The organism is Streptomyces sp. NPDC004327 (assembly GCF_042873935.1).
Taxonomy (GTDB): Bacteria; Actinomycetota; Actinomycetes; order Streptomycetales; family Streptomycetaceae; genus Streptomyces.
Genome location: NZ_JBIAME010000001.1, coordinates 764,531 through 782,540, shown reverse-complemented (window position 1 = coordinate 782,540; position 18,010 = coordinate 764,531). Strand labels below are relative to the sequence as shown.

Here is an 18,010-nt window from a genome sequence, read left to right as displayed (position 1 = left end):
AGCGGTCCGGCCGCCATAGGGAAGAACCGGCCGAGGATCACGCAGTCGGCCTGCGGCAAGGACTGCCCGTCCTTCTCTACTACGCACCGTCACCGGCGCAGCATGCTGCCCGCATGCCGACTCGGCGACGGATGCCGTGTGGCCGACCATCGGGTGCGAATGCGTGGGCGCCTGACCCGGGCTGTGGCCCGGCAGGCGCCTCTCGCGTGCCCCGCCAGGGGAGGGCGGTGCTCCAGGCTGATCTCGCGCACCGCGGAGGTGGCCGGCAGGACGTCCTCCCGCCGGCCATGCGCACGAGCGAGCCCGGGCCCGGGACTTCCGGGCCCGGTCCCGCCGGTCGGACGGACGCTCCGATCGGACGGACGCGGCGGTCATGCGGTCGCACGCGTCATGCGGGGCGGGTCAGCGGCGCAGCTTCAGGCGGTGCACCCCGCCGTCGACCGTGCCGACGTAGAGCGTGCCGCCGTCCGGGGCGGCGGCCAGTTTGGTGGTGTCGGTGTTCTGCAGGCCGCTGGAGATGTTCTCCCAGGTGAGACCGTTGTCGGTGCTGCGCAGGACGCCCCGGCCGCCCTGGACGAGTCCGGATGCCCTCGAGCCGGTCGTGGCCGCGTAGAGCGCCCCGCCGACGCGCAGCAGGTCCGAGACGTGGACCGCGAGCGGGCCGGTGTCGGCGGTGCGGAACGTCCTGCCGTCGTCGGTGCTGACGCGGACGGACGAGCCGCCGACGACCAGGCGTCGGCCGTCCGTCACGATCGCCGAGACGGGGCCCTCGGCGACCTTGGTCTTGGTGACGCCGCCGTCGTCCGAGCGGTAGAGGCCCGATGCGTTGCCGAGCCAGAGGCGCCGCGGGTCGCGCGGGTCGCCGGCCATGGCGTCGAAGGACCTCTCGTGGAAGAGGTTCTTCCACGTCCTGCCGCCGTCGGACGTCGCGAACAGGCCGTCACCGAAGATGCTTCTGAAGCTGATCGCCACCCGGTCCGGGTCCGCCGGGTGGATCAGGATCGCGGTCGGTATCTCCGAGGAGGTTCCCTTCACCTTCCAGGTCCGGCCGGCGTCACCGCTGCGGGAGACCTCGAAGAGGCCGGTCGCGGTGCGCCGGACCTGCCACACCACGTGGGTGTCCTTGGGCGAGACGGCGATGTGCGAGGTGAGACGACCGGTCATGCCCTCCGCCCCGGACTGGCCCCACTCGGAGCCGGCGACCGGCATCGCGGTGCGGTAGGTGCCGCTCACCGTTCCGGCGAGCAGCTGGTCGCCGGCGGCCGCGAGGGCGAAGGTGGTCAGGCCCTGGACGCCGATCCTCCGGTATCCGGTGCCGTCGGCCGAGCCGCGGTACAGGCCGTCCTGTTCACTGGACACGGTCACCGAGCCGTCGGCCCAGCGGTCGTAGTCCATCGCGATGGCGGCCTTCGAAGGGGCGGCCAGGGGCTTCCAAGACCTGCCGTGGTCGCGGCTCACCTGCCCGGCGCCGAACAGCGCGCGCAGGTACAGGTCGCCGCCGGCGGCGGACAGGCCGTTGCCGCCCTCCGCCATGGGCAGCAGGGTGGACCAGGTGCGGCCCTTGTCGTAGGAGCCGCGGACGCCCGTACCGGGGACGTAGGCCGCCACCACGGTGGAGTCGGCCGCCATGCCTCGGACGGTGTCCAGCGGCTCGTCGAGGACGAGGTGCGCCGTACCCGGATCGCCCTTGCCGACGCCGTCGAGGCGCCAGACGCTGTCGAAGGTCGCCAGGTACAGGGTGTCGCCGACGAGGCTCGCGTCCCGGACATCACTGGTCACGCCGGTGGGGTACGTCGCCCAGTTGTCGCCCGCATCGGTGCTGACCAGCAGCGTGTCGTCGACGATCGCGACGAGGGTCCGGGTCTGCTCGTCCGCGACGAACCGGTCGATGCGGGCGTCGGGCACGTCGAGCTTGCGCCAGGTGCGGCCGTTGTCGTCCGTACGCAGGATGGTGCCCCGGCGGGTGGGGTCGGCGACCGTGTTCACGGCGTACCACCAGCGGTCGGGGCGGCGGGCATCGACCACGACGGCGCCGGTGCCGTTGCCGTCGGCGATCGGCAGCCTGCCCACCTGTCGCCAGGTGGCGCCGCCGTCGGTGGTCAGCCAGGGGGCGGCCTTCCGGTACTGGGTCACGACGGCCTGCTTCGGCCGGGCGGGCGAGAGCGCGAGGTGGCCCGCCTCGCTGTTCGGGCCGATGGGCTCCCAGCGGTCGTGGCGGCTTTCGGCCGGGGTGACCTCGAAGGCGCCGGTTCCGGTGATCCGGCGGCCGTCGGTGGTCGTGGCCCGCACGGCGAGCCGGTAGGCGCCGGCCGCCTTCCCGGTCACGTCGGCCTGGTAGTAGCCGACGCCGTTCATGGTGGTGGGCAGCGTGTAGGCCCTGCCGTGCGGGGGCGTGACCCGGATCTGCGGCGGCTCGTTCAGGGCGGCCGGAGCGGCGACGTGCACGGTGGAGCGGCCGTCGCTCGGGTCGGGGGACGCCTGGACGGCCAGGTGCCGGACGACGAGCAGGTACGGCACCCGGAGGGCCGGGCCGGCCGCGGGGGTGACCGTGATCCGGCCGGCTATCTCCGTGTCGGTGTCCGGGCGGTCGGCGCGCAGGGTGACGTCGACGGTCGCGGACCCTCCGGCGGGGACGGTGACCCGCGGCGGGGACACGGTGGCGGGGCCGGTACTGCCGAGGGTGACGGTCAGCGGCGCCCTGCCGGGGTTGGCCAGGCGTATCGGCGCGGTGCCGCCGACGGTCTTGTCCGCCAGGTCGGCGAGGCCGAACGACAGGGTCGTCGGGGAGGCGCTGAGGGCGGCCGACGCCGCGGCGGCCACGTCGAGCCGCCCGTTGCCCTGGGCGGTGGGGCCGGTGCCGGCGAGCTGCTTCGCGGTGCCGACCAGTGCGGACCTGATCTCGTCGGGGGCCTGGTCCGGGCGCAGTTGGCGCAGCAGGGCGGCGGCTCCGGCGACGTGCGGGCTCGCCATCGAGGTGCCCGACATGCGGTAGACGCCGGGTGCGTACATCGAGGTGGGGATCGTGGAGCGGATCTCCACGCCGGGTGCGACGAGGTCGGGCTTGAGGCCGAAGCCGGTGCCGGGTCCGCGCGCCGAGAACGAGGCGATCCGGTCGGTGGAGTCGGTGCCGCGCAGGGTGACGGACACCTTCCCGGCGGCCAGTTCGCGGCTCAGCTGGGCGTACTGGGTCGTGTCGATGCCCATGACGACCAGGCGGTCCATGCGCAGCGAGTCGCCGGAGGCGGCGGTCCGGGTGAGGCCCGGGCGGGCGGGGGTGGCCGTGGCGGCGACCGTACCCGGGGTGGCGGCGAGCACGGGCCCGCCCCCGGCCGGGAGGCCGCCGAGCACCGCGAGCGCGCCGCGCTCTTCGGCCTCGCGTGCCCAGTCGATGTCGCTCTGGCTCAGCACGTCCGTACTGGGTGCGACGAGGATGTCGGCCCGCAGGACCTTGCCCCGTACGTCACCGACCCGCTTCCAGTCCTCGGCCGTGCCCGCGCCGACGTCCACGAGCGGCGCGGTGACCGGTTCCCGGGGCGGGTTCGCGGACAGGACGCCCCGGTACGTCTGGATCAGCTCGGGCTCCTTGCCCGCCAGGTACGCGCTGGGCATCCGCAGCCCGCTGGTGGAGGCGCCGACCGCGATGACGCCGTCGGCCGAGGCCGGGGTGTTGACGGTGCCGCTGCCGGGACCGTCGTTGCCGGCCGCGGCGACGACGACCACTCCGGCCCGCACGGCGGCGGTCGCCGCGCGGCCCAGCGGGTCGGTGCCGTCACCGGGGCCGCCGAGGCTCATGTTGATGACGTCGGCCCGCTGGGGGTTGGCCGGGTCGGCCGCGGCCTCGATGCCGGCGATGATGTCGGAGGTGTAGCCGCTGCCGTCGGCGCCGACGACCTTGTAGGCCAGCAGGCGCGCGTCGGGCGCCATGCCGGTGACGCCTCCCTTCCTGGCCGCCTTGCCCGCGATGATGCCCGCGACGTGGGTGCCGTGACCGTTGTCGTCCATCGGGTCGTCGTCGCCGTTGGCGAAGTCGTAGCCGCCGACGACCTTGTGCCCCTTGCCGAAGCCGCCGCCCAGGTCGGGGTGGCCGTAGTCCACGCCACTGTCCAGGACCGCCACGACGGTGCCCTTGCCGGTGGCCTTCACACCGGCCGCGTCCTCGCGCTTCCAGACCTCGGGCGCGCCGGTCAGCGGGACGCTGACGTCCGTGCGCACCTGTATCCGGGTGTCGGGCCGGACGGCGACGACGCCCGGCAGCGCGGCCAGCCGCGTGGTTTCGGACGCGGGCACCGTCATCGCCACGGCGTTGACGAGCAGGCCGAGTCTGCGGGGTGAGGCGGGGTGCAGTCCCGCCTTCCCCACCGTCCGGACGAAGGCGTCCTGCCGTGCCGCCAGGGCCCGTCGGGCGCCGTCGACGGCGGAGGCGGTGCCGGCGGCCCGGGAGGTGAGGGAGCCGCCCGGGGCGGCTGCCACGGCCGCGTCTCCGGAGAGCTCGACGATGACCCGCCGGTTCGGGTCGGCTGACGTCGCGGTCGCGATGCCGGGTGCCGCGGTGAGCGTCCCGGCCAGCGCGACGGTGGTGACCGTGGCTGCCGCCAGGCGTCGCATTCTTCGTGGGTTCTTGGCCATGGGCAGAAGTCCTAGCGCCGAAGTCACGCTCCGAACAACGGATCTTGACGGCCCATTGCTGCACTTGGCACAAGTGGGCCAGGATCCGCACATGACGAGCGAGCTCACCGCGGCAGGCATCGATCCGTTCGACGAGAGCGTCTACCGGGCCGTGTTGACCCGGCGTACGGCGGCCCCGGCCGAGCTCGCCGCCGACCTCGGCTGCTCCGCTCTGCGCGTCGCCAGGGCGCTGGACCGACTGCACGACCACGGCCTGGTCGGGCGGCTCGCGGGCGTACGACGCCGGTACGCGGCGATCGAACCGGGAGCGGCGGTCGAGTCGCTGGTGCGAACCAGGACCGCGGAGTTGGACCGGGTCCGTTCGGCGGCGGGTGAGCTGTCCCGGCTCTTCGCGGCGGCCCAGGCCGGCACCGCGGGGGAGGACGAGGTGGAGATCGCCACCGGCCGCGAGGCGCTCGGCCGCTGGTTCGTCCGCCTCCAACAGGAGGCGCGCGAGGACGTCATGACACTGGACCGGCCGCCGTACGCGCTGACCACGTCCAACCCGGTGGAGAGCAGTGCGCTGAGCAGAGGCGTGCGCTACCGCGCGGTCTACGCCCCCGAGGCGCTGGAGTGGCCGGGGGTGCTCGATGACATCCGAGGACTCGTGAGCCGTGGCGAGCAGGCCAGGGTGATGCCCGGCCTGCGGATCAAACTGGCCATCGCGGACCGCCGGTTGGCGCTGATGCCGCTCTCCCTGGACCTCGACGGCGTGCGCGCCGCGGTCATCCGCCCCTCCACGCTGCTGGACGCCCTCACCGACTACTGGGAGCTGTGCTGGAGGCAGGCACTGCCGCTCGACGCCCCCGCCGAGGACCCGCTCGGCGAGGAGGACCGCCTGGTGCTCACCCTGCTGGTCAGCGGCCTCAAGGACGAGGCGATAGCCCGTCAGCTCGGCTGGTCGGTCCGGACCATGCGCCGGCGCATGAGCCGCCTCCACGACCTTCTGGGCGCGGTGAACCGCTTCCAGGCCGGCGTCGTCGCGGCACGCCGCGGCTGGATCTGACCGACTTTTCCGTTGCGGTGATCGACGAATCCGGCCAGAAGTCTTCCAGAACAATGCGACATGTGAAATTTTACACGTCACATGTCAGCTACCCGTGCTTCCCAGCACGTGGCCACAACGGCCCCGGAGGCCCCCACAGATGCATCCCTTCCGGATATCGACGACCCGCGCACGAAGACTTCCCGTGCTCGGCGCAGCCGTCTTCCTCGCAGTCGGTCTGTTCGCGCCGCAGAGCCAGGCCGCCCCCGTGGACGCCACGGCTCCGGCCGGTGCGAACGCGGGTGGAACCGCGGCCTCGGCGCCGCGGGCGATCCCCGTCCCCAAGTCGCCCCATGCGATGAGCGAGCACCCCCGCTTCCGGCTCTCCTCGCAGGACGGCGCCGAGGAGTCCGCCCCGGCGCCCGCGCCCGCCGCCAGGACGAGCAAGTGGTCGTCGGCCGCCGCCGCGGACGCGTGCAGCGACCTGTCCGGCGTCATCAACGCCACCGGCGACGCGCTCATCCAGCAGCTCAAGGCCCTCCCCCAGATCACCTGTACCTACCCACTGTTCAACCTCAGCGGCGAGGACGCCCGGAAGACCTTCCGCGAAGACAAGATGGTGACCGTCGCCAACGCGCTGCGCGACGCCTCCGCCAGGTACGCGGGCGACAACAGCGCCTCCACCGGGCAGTTGGTGCTGTTCCTGCGTGCCGGCTACTACGTGCAGGACAACCACGCGGACGTCGTCGGCGACTACGGCACGGCCCTGGAAGGTGCGGCGCGCGGCGCACTGGACGCCTTCTTCGCCTCCCCGCGCAGCAAGGACGTCACCGACGCGAACGGCGAGATCCTCAACGAGGTCGTCACGCTGATCGACAGCACCCACGAGGCAGGCCGGTACGCCGGTGTCGTGAAGTGGATGCTCGGCAGCTACGACGGAACGTGGCCCGGTCAGATGAACCTTGCCATGCAGCACGTCGAATGGGTCGTCGAGAACGGCTTCAAGGCCAAGAACGACGGCCGCGGCTGGCGGGCCGCCCTCAAGGCCGACCCCGCCGTCCTCGACACCTGGGCCGGATTCATCACGCGCAACGGCGCGCAGCTCAACCGCCTGGACGTCGTCAGCAACGTCGGCCGCTACCTCGGCTACGCCCTCGACGTCCCCGAGCTCAAGGACCGGGTCCGGCCGCTGCTGAAGGACCTGATCAACCGGTACCCGAACGTCGGCCCCACCGCGCCGATCACCATGAACCTCGGCTGGTACACGCGCCAGTACGACAGGAACAACTGCGCGGCCTACGCCATCTGCGACCTGGGCGAGCGCGTGCTTCCCGCGGTCCTGCCGATCCAGCACACGTGCACCCCGGACTTGAGGATCCGCGCCCAGGACATGTCTCCCGGCCAGCTGGCGAGCACCTGCACGAGCCTGGTCAACCAGGACGCCTACTTCCACCGGATCATCGGCGACAAGGGTGCGCTCCCTGGTGACGTGAACAGCAACCTGGAGGTCGTCGTCTTCGACGACTACACCCAGTACGCGCTGTACGCCTGGGCCATCTACGACATCGACGTCGACAACGGCGGTATGTACGAGGAGGGCAACCCGTCCGCTCCCGGCAACCAGGCCCGCTTCATCGCCCACGAGGCCGGCTGGCTGCGCCCGGACTTCCAGATCTGGAACCTCAACCACGAGTACACCCACTACCTCGACGGCCGCTACGACATGTACGGCGACTTCGAGGCCGGCATCGTCACGCCGACCATCTGGTGGGTCGAGGGCATCGCAGAGAACATCTCGTTCGGCTACCGGGGCGAGCGCAACGCCGGCGCGATCACCGAGGCCGGCAAGAACACGTACAAGCTCAGCGACCTGTTCGACACCGTCTACGGCCAGGACGAGGACCCCGACGTCAACTCGAACCGGGTCTACCGCTGGGGCTTCCTCGCGGTCCGCTACATGCTCCAGAAGCACCCCGCCGACGTCCAGACCGTGCTCGGCGAGTACCGCACCGGTGACTGGACCGGAGCCCGCACCTTCCTGAAGCAGACCATCGGCACCCGTTACGACGCGGACTTCGCGACCTGGCTGGCGACCGACTGCGCGACCGGCGATTGCGGTCCGCTGCCGGAGGCCTCGGCCGCCCCGGCCCCGCTGTGCACCATCAGCGACCCCCGCCAGTTCGACCAGAACTGCCGCCGGGACAACCTCGCCGCCTCCACCGGCAACTACAGCTACCACTTCGTGTACCTGCCGGCCGGCGTCAAGCAGCTGACGATCACCAGCAGCGGTGGCACCGGCAACGCCGACCTGTACTACGGCGGCAGCAGCTGGGCCACCACCAGCAGCTACCAGGCGAAGTCCACCAACGCCGGGAACAGCGAGACCCTGACGATCGACAACCCGCCGTCCGGCTGGGTCTACTTCAGCCTCGCCGCCGCACAGAACTTCAGCGGAGTGAGCCTCTCCACGCAGTCCAAGTGAACCGGTTCGCCGGTGCCTGCCAGGCACCGGCGAACGTCACAGCACCACTTGGGGCACGTTCATGCGCCCCTCCACGGTCCGGCACCTGTCACACCTTCCCGGGAAGCCATCGGGCTGCGGAAGGCAGTGCACCAGGCGGCGGCCCAGGGACGCCGCCGCGCGGTTCACCGATCGGCGACCACGATCGCCCGCTTGAGGATCTTGCCCGTGGGGCCCTTGGGGAGCTCGGTCGTGACGGTGACCAGCCGCGGGTACTTGTACGCGGCCACTCGTGCCCTGACATGGTCGCGGATCTCCTCGACGGTCGCCTCGGCGCCGGGACGAAGCGTGATCACCGCGGCGATCTCCTCGCCGAGCGCTGGGTGCGGCACGCCGACCACGGCGGCCTCGGCGACGGCCGGGTGCTCGTACAGCACCTCCTCGACCTCGCGCGGGTAGACGTTGTAGCCGCCGCGGATGATCAGGTCCTTCTTGCGGTCGACGATGAAGTAGAAGCCGTCCTCGTCGACGCGGGCCAGGTCACCGCTGTGGAACCATCCGTCGCGGATCGCCTCTTCCGTGGCCTCGGGGCGGTTCCAGTAGCCGGCCATCACGTTGTCACCGCGGATCGCGATCTCGCCGACCTCGCCCGGGGGGACCTGGCCGCCGGCCTCGGAGACGAGCTTCATCTCGACCCCGCGGACGGGCTGTCCGATCGAGCCCGGCTTGCGCGGCCGGTCAGGGTGGTTGAAGGCGGCGACCGGTGAGGTTTCGGAGAGCCCGTACCCCTCCAACACGGTGGCGCCGAAGCGGCGTTCGAAGCCGTGCAGCACCTCGACCGGGAGCGAGGCTCCGCCGGAGACGGCCAGGCGCAGCCGACTGGCGTCGAAGCCATCGGGAAGCTCGGCATGGAGCAGCGCCGCGTACATCGTGGGCACGCCGAGGAAGACGGTCACCCCGTCGCGGGCCATGATCTCCAGGGCGCGCCCCGGCTCGAACTTCGGCAACAGGGTCAGCGTGGCGCCGACGGAGACGGCCGTATGGAGTGTGCACGTCTGGCCGAAGGCGTGGAAGAGGGGCAGTCCGCCGAAGAGCACGTCGTCGGGTCCCGCCTGGACCAGGGTCTCGGCCGTGGTGGCGGTGTTCGTGGCCAGGTTCCGGTGCGAGAGCACGGCGCCCTTCGGCGTCCCGGTCGTGCCCGAGGTGTAGAGGATCAGTGCCGGATCGTCATCGGTCCGGTCGACGATGCCGGGCATCGGTTCGTGAGCGCGCAGCATGTCGTCGAAGGCCACGGGCTCGGTGACCAGGCATGCGGTACCGGATTGGGCGGCTGCCTTCGTCACCTCGCCGGCGAAGAGAGGGGACGCCAGAACGATCCGCGCCCCGCAGTCGTGAAGGGTGAAGGCCACCTCACGGGCCTTGAGCAGCGGATTCATCGGCACGACCACGCCGCCGACCCGCAGGATGCCGTAAGAGACGACCGGGAACAGCGGGACGTTGGGCATGGTCAGCGCGACGCGGTCGCCGGGCCGGACGCCGCGGTCACGCAGGAGGGCAGCGACTCTGGCGCTCGCCTCGTCCAGCTCGGCGTAGGTGAGCGTGCTGTCGTCGTGGCGCACGGCGATGCGGTCGCCCCGGGCCGCCGCGGAGTGCAAAAGGAACGTGGCGAGGTTGGGCATGTCGGCAATCTCCTTGAGGTCGGCAATCTCCTTGAGGTCGTCCCGGCGGCCGGTGAACAGCGCCATGCTAGGTTCCCCCCTCCCACCATGCTTAACTTGGAGTGACAAAGGGCTTGTCCTTTCGGGACAGGCTTGGAGGGTTCACATGAAGCCCCTGGTCCGCACCGCAGCCCTCAGCGGCTATGTCGAGCTGTGCCGCTCACTCGGTCTCGACCCACAAGCACTGTTGAAACGCGTGGGCCTGGACACCGCCTCCCTCGTGGTTCAGGACAGGTGGATCTCCGGGGCGGCCGCGGTCCAGGTGCTGGAGCTGTCGGCGGCCGACTCGGGCCACGAGGACTTCGGAGTGCTCCAGGCGGAGTTCCGGCGCTTCTCCAACCTCGGGCCCATCAGCCTGGTGGTCCGCGAGGAGCCTTCCGTGCGGAGCGCGCTGGGGCTGTTGATCCGTCATCAGCACCTGTTCAACGAGGTCCTGCACACCCAGCTGCAGGAGGCTGACGGGCTGGCCACGTTGAAAGTCGACCTCCTGCTCGGCGAGGCGATGCGGACCCGGCAGGCCACGGAGCTGGCCGTCACCGCTTTCCACCGGATCCTGCGCGCGTTCCTGGACCCCGGTTGGCATCCGCTCTCCGTCTGGTTCAGGCACCCTGCCCCGGCGGACGCCTCGACGCATCGGCGCGTGTTCGGCTCCGCCGTGGAGTTCGGTCAGAAGTTCGATGGAATCGTCTTCTACGCCCACGAACTCGACGAGCCCAACGCGATGGCGGACCCCTTGCTCCACGAGTACGCCCGCCAGTACTTGAAGCCCATCGCGACTCCCCAGGACACCACCGCCGCGGATCGGGTGCGCGAGTTGGTCGAGGTCCTGCTGCCGAGCGGGCGCTGCTCGATCGAGCAGGTCGCCCGCAGCCTCGGTGTCGACCGGCGCACGGTTCACCGGCATCTGGCCGCCTCGGGCGAGACGTTCTCCTCGCTCCTCAACGCCACCCGCATGCGCCTCGCCGAGCAGTTCGTCGCGAACCCGCGGCGCTCGCTGACGGAGATCTCCGATCTCCTGGGCTTCTCGTCGCTGAGCTCGTTTTCGCGTTGGTTCCGCGAGCAGTTCGGGTGCAGCCCGAGGGCGTGGCGCAGCAGCGGGAGCCGGCAGCAGCCGAGCCGGGACTGACACCTGGCAGGGCCGTCCCCCGGACCGCGCCGTGCCGGCACGGGGCGCACCCCAGGGGACGGTGTCCCCAAACGGCAAGTTATCCGTCCCCGAGGGTAAAGCGAAGACAGGTGCCCGGTCCTACCGTGGGACCACCGCGGAGACGCGGTCGGCCGCCGGAGGAGACGGGTTCCCGCTGTGCGCGTTTCCTCCGGAGCGTCGATCGTCGACGGGACCCTGCGCCCGCTGTCACCCGGTGTCCCGCGTCGATCCTCGCCGGACTTCTCAGTCCCTCACATCGCGCTCAGCGGTGCTCGGAGCGAGTGATCAAACACTCGATGAAGGAGACGGACCGTGCACTTCCACGACGACTCACTCTTCCCGGAGAACCAGCAGAAGCTGGTGATCCAGGCCGCTCCCTACGGGCCGGAGTGGCTTCCCGGGGATGCCGACGACCTGCCGCTGACGATGGACGAGCACGTGCAGGCGGCCGTGGACTGCTACAACGCCGGCGCCACCGTGCTGCACATCCACGTACGTGAGCTCGACGGCAAGGGCTCCAAGCGGATGTCCATGTTCAACGAACTCCTTGGCCGGCTGCGCCAGGCCGTCCCCGACATGGTCCTGCAGATCGGCGGGTCGATCTCCTTCGCCCCCGAGGACGAGGGCGGCGACGCCAAGTGGCTCGCCTACGACACCCGCCACATGCTGGCCGACCTCACCCCGGCGCCGGACCAGGTGACGATCGCGATCAACACCAGCCAGATGAACATCGTCGAGATCATGACCGACGACGACCTGGAAGGCACCTCGATCGCCAAGGCGCAGTACTACCGTGCCTACCGCGACATGGTCGTCGAGGCCGGCCCGGAGTTCTACCTCGAACACCTCAAGCGCCTGCGTGCGAGTGGTGTCCAGCCGCACTTCCAGCTCGCCACCCTCGCCCAGCTCGAGACCGTCGAGCGGCTCATCCGCGCCGGCACCTACACGGGCCCCCTGATCCTCAACTACGTGGCGATCGGCGGCGGTTTCGCCGGACGGCATCCCGCAGACCTGATCGAGTTCATTCGCCGCGTCCCGGACGGCGCGGTGCTCACCATCGAGAGCTCCATGCGCGCGGTGGCGCCGATGAACGCCGTCGCCATCGCCCTCGGGGTGCACGTCCGGGTCGGCAACGAGGACAACCTGTGGCGGCGCAAGGGCGAGCGGATGTCCTCCGTCGAACAGATCGAGCAGACGGTTCACATGGCCGACGCACTCGGCCGCGACATCGCGACCGGCGCGGAGGCCAAGGAGATCTACAAGATCGGCGAGTACTACACGAGCGCCGACGAGACCCTGGCCCGCCTGGGCATGGTGCCGAACCGCCGTCCCGGTCAGCGCGGCTTCATGCTGCGCGACGTCTGATCGCGAAGCACCACCACCGCGCCGCCCCTCATCGGCGCGGGCCGAGGGCCGCCGGAGTCATCCCCTCCCCCGGCACCGGCGGCCACTCCACTCCTGCGCACCTCCCCTGATCAACGGAGCACACACCATGACCCATGCCGTCCGCTTCAAGGAAACCGGCGGTCCCGATGTCCTGCGCTGGGAAGAGGTCGTCGTCGGCGACCCCGGCCCGGGTGAGGTACGGATCCGGCACGAGGCCGTCGGACTCAACTTCGCCGACACCTACTTCCGCAGCGGCCTGTATCCCGCGCCGCTTCCGGCCGGACTGGGCGTCGAGGCCGCCGGAGTGGTCGAGGCGGTGGGCGAGGGCGTCATCCACGTCGCCGAGGGTGACCGGGTCACGTACACCGGAAGCCCCCTCGGGGCCTACAGCACGGAACGGGTCATGCCCGCCGACTCCCTGATCCGGCTGCCGGACGGCATCGGCTTCGAGACCGCCGCCGCGATGACCATGCGCGGCCTCACCTCCGCGTACCTCCTCCGCAGGATCCACCCGCTGAAGGCCGGCGACACCATCCTGCTGACCGCGGCGGCGGGTGGTGTCGGCCTCATCGTCTGCCAGTGGGCCAAGCTGCTCGGACTCACCGTCATCGGCACCGTCTCCACCGAGGAGAAGGCAGAACTCGCCCGCGCCCACGGCTGCGACCACGTCGTTCACTACCAGCGAGAGAACGTGGCCGAGCGGGTGCGTGAACTGACCGACGGCGCCGGGGTCCCTGTCGCCTTCGACAGCGTCGGCAAGACCACCTACGCCGCCTCGCTCGCCTCGCTCCGGCGCCGCGGTCTGCTGGTCTGCTTCGGCACGGCCTCCGGTGCGATCCCACCCGTCGACGCCATGCAACTGGCCGTCAACGGCTCCCTGTTCGTCACCCGGCCGGCGCTCGCCGACTACATCGCGGATCCCGCGGAGCGGGCCGAACTCGCGGGCGAGCTCTTCGGCCACGTCGCCTCCGGACGGATCTCCATCGAGGTCAACCAGCGATACGCGCTCGAAGACGCCGTGCACGCGCACCGCGAGCTGGAGTCGGGACGTACCACGGGATCGTCCGTCTTCGTCCTCTGAGCATCAGACGCCCCACGCGCACCACGACCCCTCCAGGAGGGAAATCCCCATGGAAAAGACCGTCGCTGCGCCGGAGGGAACGCCCGCGCTGGTGCGCGCGCGTTCCCGCGGCTCGATCGAGGTCGAACCGCTGACCTGCACCATCGGCGCCGAGCTCTCCGGCGTGAACCTCGGCGACGCCTCGCGCGACGACGACCTGTTCGCCGAGATCAAGGCCCTGCTCCTGCAGTACAAAGTGCTGTTCCTGCGGGACCAGGACATCACCCGGGCCGAACACGTCGCCTTCGCCGAGCGCTTCGGCCCGCTGGAGGACCACCCGGTGGCCGGCAGCGACCCGGACCACCCCGGTCTGGTACGGATCTACAAGGATCTCGACAGCGCTCCGGAGCACTACGAGAACGCGCTGCACACCGACGGTACGTGGCGCGAGAACCCGTCCATGGGCGCCGTGCTGCGCTGCGTCGAGTCGCCCCCTGTGGGCGGTGACACGATCTGGGTCAACATGGCCGAGGCCCACCACCGGCTTCCCGAGCACATCAGAACCCGGATCCAGGGGCTGCGGGCCCGGCACAGCATCGAGGCCACGTTCGGCGCCGTCATGCCACGGGAGAAGCGGCACGCGCTCAAGGCGCGGTTCCCCGACGCGGAACACCCGGTCGTGCGCACCCACCCCGAGACCGGAGAGCAGATCCTCTTCGTCAACGCCTTCACCACGCACTTCGTCAACTACCACACCCCCGAGAACGTGCGCTTCGGTCTCGACTACGCCCCCGGCGCCGGCCTCCTGCTCAACCACCTGATCAGCCAGGCCTCGGTCCCCGAGTACCAGGTGCGCTGGCGCTGGACGCCGAACAGCTTCGCGATCTGGGACAACCGCTCCACCCAGCACTACGCCGTCCAGGACTACTGGCCCGCCGTCCGCAAGATGGAGCGCGCCGGAATCGTCGGCGACAGACCGTTCTGATCCCGTCTCCAGCAGGTTTCACAAGCCCGTGAGGTGATGACAATGGAGTTGCGCACCACTGCCGGGTCCGTCCCCGAGGCCGGGACGAGCATCTCGTCCGGATGGCCGGTGTCCCCCCGCTACGCCTGGGTGGTCTTCGCCCTGAGTTTCGGCCTGCTGCTGTCCGACTACATGTCGCGGCAGGTGCTCAACGCCGTCTTCCCGATGCTGAAGGCCGAATGGCTGCTCTCCGACGCCGAGTTGGGCTCGCTCAGCGGCATCGTAGCCCTCATGGTCGGCCTGCTCACGTTCCCCCTCTCGCTCTTGGCGGACCGCTGGGGCCGGGTGAGGAGTCTGCTGCTCGCCGCGATGATGTGGAGCCTGGCGACCCTGGCCTGCGCCGTCTCGGCGACCTACGGCCAGATGTTCGTCGGCCGCCTCTTCGTCGGCATCGGTGAGGCGGCGTACGGGAGTGTGGGAATCGCCGTCGTCCTGAGCATCTTCCCGATCGGGCTGCGCGCCACTCTCTCCGGCGCCTTCATCGCCGGCGGGGCCTTCGGCTCGGTCCTGGGCGTGTCGCTCGGCGGTTCCGTGGCCCAGCAGTTCGGCTGGCGCTGGGCGTTCGGCGGCATGGGCGTCTTCGGGCTCGTACTGGCCGCGGTCTACGGGATCGTCGTCACCGAGAGGAGACTCGCTCCGCGAGCCGGTTCCACGGACGCCCGGAACGAGGAGGCCCCGCGCGGCCGGTTGCGCGAGCTCCTGCCGCGGCTGTTCTCCTCCGTCTCGGTGATCTGCGCCTATGCCGGCAGCGGACTGCAGTTGCTCATCGCCGCCGCGCTCATGGCCTGGCTGCCGAGCTACTTCAACCGCTACTACGGCATGCCCACGGCGAAGGCCGGCGCGACCGCCGGGGTCTTCGTCCTGATCATCGGCATCGGGATGGTGGTCGGTGGCATCGCCTCGGACCGCGTCAGCCGGGCTCTCCCCGTTCGGAAATGGACGGTGGCCATCATCTGCAGCGTCGGCTCGCTCGTCCTGCTCATGGCCGCGTTCCGGCTGCCCGCCGGCTCGGCGCAGCTGCTCGCGCTGGCGGCCGGAGCGCTGCTGTCGGCGGGGACAGCGGGTCCCGCCGCCGCCATGGTGGCCAATCTGACCCCCGCGTCCATCTCCGCGACGGCCTTCGCCACGCTCACCTTGGCCAACAGCCTGCTCGGACTGGCCCCCGGGCCCGCGGTCACCGGAAGGCTCGCGGACAGCATGGGCCTGCTCGGCGCGATGCGGATCGTCCCGCTCGCGGCGCTCGCCGCCACCGCGGCGTTCGTGACAGGCCGCCGCCACTACGCACGTGATCTGTGCCGTCTGACCGGGCCGGCCCCGGTGACGGACCGGAAGGAAACGGAGATCGCCCGATGAACCGCACGATCGCGCCCGTGGTGGTGATCGTCCCCGGCCTGCGCGACCACGTCGAAGACCACTGGCAGACCTTGCTGGCCGACCGCCTCACCATGGCCGGGCGCACGGTCCGCACCGTCCCCCCTCTGACGCAGGACCAGCTGAGCCGCGAGGCCCGTGTCGCCGCACTGGACAAGGTGGTGGCCGAGATCGCGGGACCGGTCGTGCTGGTCGCCCACAGTGCCGGCGTGATCACCACCGTCCACTGGTCCCAACGGCACGAGGCGCAGGTGAAGGGGGCGCTGCTGGTGACGCCGCCGGACTTCGAGAACCCGTTGCCTCAGGGCTGCCCCACCCCCGGGGTACTCGACGGGAACGGCTGGACTCCGGTGCCCCGTACGCCGCTGCCCTTCCCCAGCATCGTCGCGGCCAGCTCGAACGATTCCCTGGGATCCCTGGATCGCGTCGCCGGACTCGCCCGGGACTGGGAGGGACACCTCGTGGAACTCGGCGAGGTCGGCCACCTCAACCCCGCCTCCGGCTACGGCCCGTGGCCGCGCGCGGAGGAACTCCTCCGCGAGCTCGAGCACCCGCTCGGCTGAACCCCCGTCGCAAAAGCGGGGCCGCCCAGACCTTGTGGAGGTGCCGGCCGATCGCGCGTTGATACGCCGGCACCTCCCTCGGGAATCGCGGTCGGTCTAGGACGCTGCGGCGGGGACGCGGCGGCCGTTGCGCGCTCGCGAGACGAGTACGGCGATCACGATCAGCAGGGACAGGCCGACCGAGATCCAGTAGCTCGTTCCGTAGAGGCTCCTGTCGGCGACCACGACGTCCGTTCCGGGAACGGGGACGACCGAGGCGCTCAGCACGCCGGTGATCAGTGCCGATCCGAAGGCGATGCCGATCGCCATCGCGGTGCCGGCCACACCCGCGGCCATCCCGGCCTTCTCCTCGGGCACCGCCATCTGGGCGATGCTGAAACCGGCCGCGTATCCCATGCTGCACCCGAGGCCGATCACACCGGCGCCCACGACGTAGTGCCACGGGTGATCGTGGGCCAGCGCGAGCCAGGAGAGTCCCACGGCGCTGAGGAGCGCACCCATCACGAGCACGGAAGCACCGCGCCCCTTGGCGACCAGGCGATCGACCACCTTGCCGCCCACCACGAACATCACCGCGAAGGGCACCATGAGCCAGCCCGTCTGCAGCGCGGTGCGCCCGAGACCGTACGCGTCCCCGGGCGGGAGGGAGGAGGGAACGACCTGGCTGTACGTGCTGAGCAGCAGCAGGAACGCCGCGTTCACGGCACCGAACACCGCCATCGACAGGCACGCCACGGTGACGAGGGGCAACTTCAGCAGCACCACGTCGAACACCGCCGCCGAGGACTTCCGCTCGACACGCGTCCACAGGACGCCACCGACGACACCGGCGATCAGCGGGATGACGGCCGCGCCGCCCCACACCAGGCCCTGCGTCAGAGTCAGCAGCACCGCCCCGACCCAGGTGATCAACCACACCGTGCCGAGCAGGCCGATGCGACCGCCGGACTCCGCCGGCGGGACATGGGGGACGACCGCGAACGAGGCGATCGTCGTCGCCACGCACGCCGCGGCGAGGATGCAGAAGAACGTGCGCAGGGACAGGGTCTCGACGATGAGCCCACCGCCGATCATGCCCACGACAATACCGATTCCCGAGGCGACGACCAGGACGCGGACCGCGGTGATGATCCCCTCCTCTCCCAGGTTCCGCCGCAGGAAGCCCAGGGGCAGCAGTTGGGCGGCGCTGCCGAAGCCCATGACCGTGGACCCTATGAGCAGGGCCGGGTACGAATCGCCCACGGCGGGGACGAGGGCTCCGACGGCAAGACAGCCGGAGGCGAACACGGACGCGTTGCGATCGCCGGACACGTCGGCGAGCCGCGGAAGCAGGATGTAGCCCGCGCCTCCCCCCAACGTGAGCAGAGTGAAGATCCACATCGTGGCGGACACGGTGGCGAGTCCGTACTGCGCCTGGATGACCGGCAGGAGCGGGGGCAGGATGAACAAGATCGCGTTGGTCAGGATGACGAGCAGGGTACCGACCGCGATGAGCGCCCCCTTCCGCGGCGCGCTGCGTGGTCTCGACTCCCCTGCCGGGCCGATCGGTTCGTTGATCTCGCTCATGTCAGTCTCCGAAGTGTTGTGTGCGGGACCACGCATGCGTCGGTACGGCCTGCCGCCGGAATCG

The 18,010-nt window shown here is 70.8% G+C and carries 11 protein-coding genes; 8 read left to right on the top strand and 3 right to left on the bottom strand.

Annotation, left to right across the window (positions count from 1 at the left end; translation table 11 throughout):
• Nucleotides 1–402: 402 nt before the first annotated feature.
• Complete coding sequence (locus tag ACFYU9_RS03375; RefSeq protein WP_389341922.1) at nucleotides 403–4,605, bottom strand: S8 family serine peptidase; 4,203 nt, start codon at nucleotides 4,603–4,605, stop codon at nucleotides 403–405.
• 112 nt (nucleotides 4,606–4,717) lie between these two features.
• Between ACFYU9_RS03375 and ACFYU9_RS03370 the strand changes: the two genes are divergently transcribed.
• Nucleotides 4,718–5,671, top strand: coding sequence for a helix-turn-helix domain-containing protein (locus ACFYU9_RS03370; RefSeq protein ID WP_389217970.1), 954 nt, complete (start codon nucleotides 4,718–4,720; stop codon nucleotides 5,669–5,671).
• 184 nt (nucleotides 5,672–5,855) lie between these two features.
• Complete coding sequence (locus ACFYU9_RS03365) at nucleotides 5,856–8,132, top strand: collagenase (RefSeq protein WP_389341919.1); 2,277 nt, start codon at nucleotides 5,856–5,858, stop codon at nucleotides 8,130–8,132.
• A 164-nt stretch (nucleotides 8,133–8,296) separates the two neighbouring features.
• Here the strand turns inward: ACFYU9_RS03365 and ACFYU9_RS03360 are convergent, their stop codons facing one another.
• Complete coding sequence (locus ACFYU9_RS03360) at nucleotides 8,297–9,790, bottom strand: long-chain fatty acid--CoA ligase (RefSeq protein WP_389342968.1); 1,494 nt, start codon at nucleotides 9,788–9,790, stop codon at nucleotides 8,297–8,299.
• Between the two features lie 145 nt (nucleotides 9,791–9,935).
• Between ACFYU9_RS03360 and ACFYU9_RS03355 the strand changes: the two genes are divergently transcribed.
• The 6 genes from ACFYU9_RS03355 to ACFYU9_RS03330 all read left to right on the top strand — a co-directional run bounded on the left by ACFYU9_RS03355 (nucleotide 9,936) and on the right by ACFYU9_RS03330 (nucleotide 16,380).
• Nucleotides 9,936–10,955: an AraC family transcriptional regulator ligand-binding domain-containing protein gene (locus ACFYU9_RS03355; protein WP_389341916.1), complete on the top strand. Its 1,020-nt coding sequence runs from the start codon at nucleotides 9,936–9,938 to the stop codon at nucleotides 10,953–10,955.
• 333 nt (nucleotides 10,956–11,288) lie between these two features.
• On the top strand, nucleotides 11,289–12,341 hold the full coding sequence (locus tag ACFYU9_RS03350; protein WP_389341913.1) for a 3-keto-5-aminohexanoate cleavage protein: 1,053 nt from the start codon (nucleotides 11,289–11,291) through the stop codon (nucleotides 12,339–12,341).
• Nucleotides 12,342–12,468: 127 nt separating this feature from the next.
• Entirely contained in the window at nucleotides 12,469–13,443 is a 975-nt protein-coding gene (locus ACFYU9_RS03345) for a quinone oxidoreductase family protein (RefSeq protein WP_389217958.1), read from the top strand.
• Nucleotides 13,444–13,492: 49 nt separating this feature from the next.
• Nucleotides 13,493–14,407: a TauD/TfdA dioxygenase family protein gene (locus tag ACFYU9_RS03340; RefSeq protein WP_389341910.1), complete on the top strand. Its 915-nt coding sequence runs from the start codon at nucleotides 13,493–13,495 to the stop codon at nucleotides 14,405–14,407.
• Nucleotides 14,408–14,449: 42 nt separating this feature from the next.
• On the top strand, nucleotides 14,450–15,799 hold the full coding sequence (locus ACFYU9_RS03335) for an MFS transporter (RefSeq protein ID WP_389341907.1): 1,350 nt from the start codon (nucleotides 14,450–14,452) through the stop codon (nucleotides 15,797–15,799).
• On the top strand, nucleotides 15,796–16,380 hold the full coding sequence (locus ACFYU9_RS03330) for an RBBP9/YdeN family alpha/beta hydrolase (RefSeq protein WP_389341904.1): 585 nt from the start codon (nucleotides 15,796–15,798) through the stop codon (nucleotides 16,378–16,380). Before ACFYU9_RS03335 ends, ACFYU9_RS03330 begins: the two co-directional genes overlap by 4 nt.
• Before the next feature lie 96 nt (nucleotides 16,381–16,476).
• Here ACFYU9_RS03330 and ACFYU9_RS03325 read toward each other — a convergent pair whose 3' ends face one another.
• Nucleotides 16,477–17,946: an MFS transporter gene (locus tag ACFYU9_RS03325; RefSeq protein ID WP_389341901.1), complete on the bottom strand. Its 1,470-nt coding sequence runs from the start codon at nucleotides 17,944–17,946 to the stop codon at nucleotides 16,477–16,479.
• Nucleotides 17,947–18,010: the final 64 nt, after the last annotated feature.